Source organism: Parabacteroides sp. PH5-46 (assembly GCF_029892785.1).
Classification (GTDB): Bacteria; Bacteroidota; Bacteroidia; order Bacteroidales; family Tannerellaceae; genus DFXE01.
This window is the reverse complement of record NZ_JARXXA010000035.1, coordinates 1-2,140: the sequence shown is the minus strand read 5'-3', so window position 1 is coordinate 2,140 and position 2,140 is coordinate 1. Positions and strand designations below refer to the sequence as shown.

3 protein-coding genes are annotated in these 2,140 nt (G+C 41.6%); all 3 read right to left on the bottom strand.

The window, feature by feature from the left end; genetic code table 11:
• Positions 1–3: 3 nt before the first annotated feature.
• Complete coding sequence (locus M2470_RS18385; RefSeq protein ID WP_280746443.1) at positions 4–948, bottom strand: relaxase/mobilization nuclease domain-containing protein; 945 nt, start codon at positions 946–948, stop codon at positions 4–6.
• A complete protein-coding gene (locus tag M2470_RS18380; protein ID WP_280746444.1) occupies positions 914–1,309 on the bottom strand; it encodes a hypothetical protein in 396 nt (131 codons plus the stop codon). The genes M2470_RS18385 and M2470_RS18380 overlap by 35 nt, the downstream gene beginning before the upstream one ends.
• A 225-nt stretch (positions 1,310–1,534) precedes the next feature.
• Positions 1,535–2,065, bottom strand: coding sequence for a DUF3408 domain-containing protein (locus M2470_RS18375; RefSeq protein WP_280746445.1), 531 nt, complete (start codon positions 2,063–2,065; stop codon positions 1,535–1,537).
• Between the last annotated feature and the right edge of the window lie 75 nt (positions 2,066–2,140).

The following is a 2,140-nucleotide window of genomic DNA, read 5'->3' as shown; positions in this document are numbered from 1 at the left end:
GTTTTATCTTCTTATACCCCTACGATTTTCGGGCTTCTTTTTCTTTTTCAATGCTTGCTGACGCAAGTATTCCGCTTCATTCTCATCCTGATTGGAGGGTTGAATATCGAACAAACCACCAACGGTTGACAACACATTACCCACACCTGATAGGATGTTTTCCGATACACTATTCCCTGTTCCTATCGGGGTGGTTACTTGTTGCTGTTCCTGCTGAATAGGAATACTTTCGCCTAATAATATGTTTAACTTGCCATAACTAAATTTCCTGTCCACATCTGAACCCTTGAATGAATATTCTCCTTTCTTAAATGATATGCCCTGTACTTCATCGGTCTGCCCCTTATGTTTGTACTCTATGGATATTCCCTGCTGTTTGAGGGCTTCTTCGAACTGCTGCCAGTTTTTAGCTTTAGGAAGAATGGCTCTAACCTCATGATAGATTTCATACTTGGTCTGTTCTGCGCCCTTTAACTTCTGTACATTGACATTCTCTTTGCCTTTGCCATAAGTGAGGTTATACTTATCCTTTAGCTGTTTGCAGACCTTTTCGTTCCGGTAGCGGTCGTTCTTGTCAGATATGGTATTGCCATCATTATCTACCCGATTGAATACGATATGACAGTGCGGATGGTTCGTATTGCTATGCCGAACGATAAGGTACTGCGTATTCTCTATGCCCATCGCTTTCATATATTCCTTAGCTAATCGCTCCATGAAGTGGTCTGTCATCCGCTCCTTATCATCGAGTGAAAATGCCAGCGGGATATGTCCGACACATTTAGACAACTTGGGATTAAGCATACTTTGCATATAAAAGCTGTTGATAATGGATTTTGTATCTGTTTCCAATACGCCTTTTGTTGCCAATATCTTAGATTCCTTATCACTTAATATATAGGATATACACCCCTTAAAGCTTCTTCCTTTTACTATTTTTCCAATCATCAGACAGTTTATTTATGATAGTTTGAATAGCATTTAGTAGGAGTAAACCTTCGTTTTCCAGTCGTTTCGAACTAAGGAATTTGGCGGTTTTCGTTAACTGGTTCAAGTTGTTTCCCATATTAGAAAGATTGCGAAGCAACTCTAGCTCTTCTTTCTTCAACGGTTCTTTGATTACACCATTCAGAATAGCATCATGACAATAAACACTAACGGGAAGCTTAGCTTTGGATGCCCGATGCCGGATGGCATAGAGTTCCGGCTCGGAGAAGCAAACCCCAATGGTTTTGCTCTTCCGGCTGACAGCACTCGCTTTGGGGCGTCCGCCTTTCTTCCTGTTAGTATTTGAATTGTCAGTATTCAATTTTTCTACTTTTGCTTGTGAATTAGAAGCTTGTATAAAAGGGGCTGTGCCCTAAAAACTGCGACCATCGGGAGCGGTTTCCCCTTTGGCGATAAGCCAAAGCGAGGGTTTTCATGCAATGAAAACATAACCTCGCTCCTCTAAAACGAACATGAAATGTTCCTTTTAGAAAAGTAAGCCGTAAAATGTAGCCAGGCTTACCCATTAATTGGCAGAAGCTAAATGTTACAGCTTCTTCCATTGCTCCACATCTTCTTGATAGATTTCCAAATGGTGTCGGGAGAGATTCTCGATAAAACCCGACACGCTTCGCCCTCTACCGCCTAATCGGTGGACTATCTCATCTATCCTGTCCCGAACATCCCGGCTGATAAAAACGGGCTTGCGATCTTCAAGCTTTGGAATAGATAGAAATGTATTCCGATAGTCTTCTAACGACTCTTTCCGCTGCTTGGAAGTAGTGCGCTTGGGAGTTACTGCTGGGATTGGTATTTCTTTTGATCCAGTTGATTCTTCCGATTCGGTCTCTTGGGTTTGCAAACTATCCTGAGTATCGTCATCCTCTATTATCGGGATAGTTGCATCTGTATTGATACCGTTACCGGCAACTTCTCTTTCAACCGCTTTTTGAAATACTTCCTCCAATTCCTTGTTGGTTGGTTTTACAAATCCACCTTTCTCTTTTCCTGAAGTTGGCAACCAACCGTCGGGAATTTGAACCTTGCCTTTATGGCTCTCTGTTTGTTTACTGCTCATAGCATACTGTGTTTAGAATATTAATAGTATGGTTTCCCGTGATATAGAAAACCAATTGTCGAGAGCAAATAAACG

Excerpts from the sequence above, each read along its gene's own strand:
- M2470_RS18385 (WP_280746443.1), bottom strand. The coding sequence starts at position 948 with ATGATTGGAAAAATAGTAAAAGGAAGAAGCTTTAAGGGGTGTATATCC.
- M2470_RS18375 (WP_280746445.1), bottom strand. The coding sequence starts at position 2,065 with ATGAGCAGTAAACAAACAGAGAGCCATAAAGGCAAGGTTCAAATTCCC.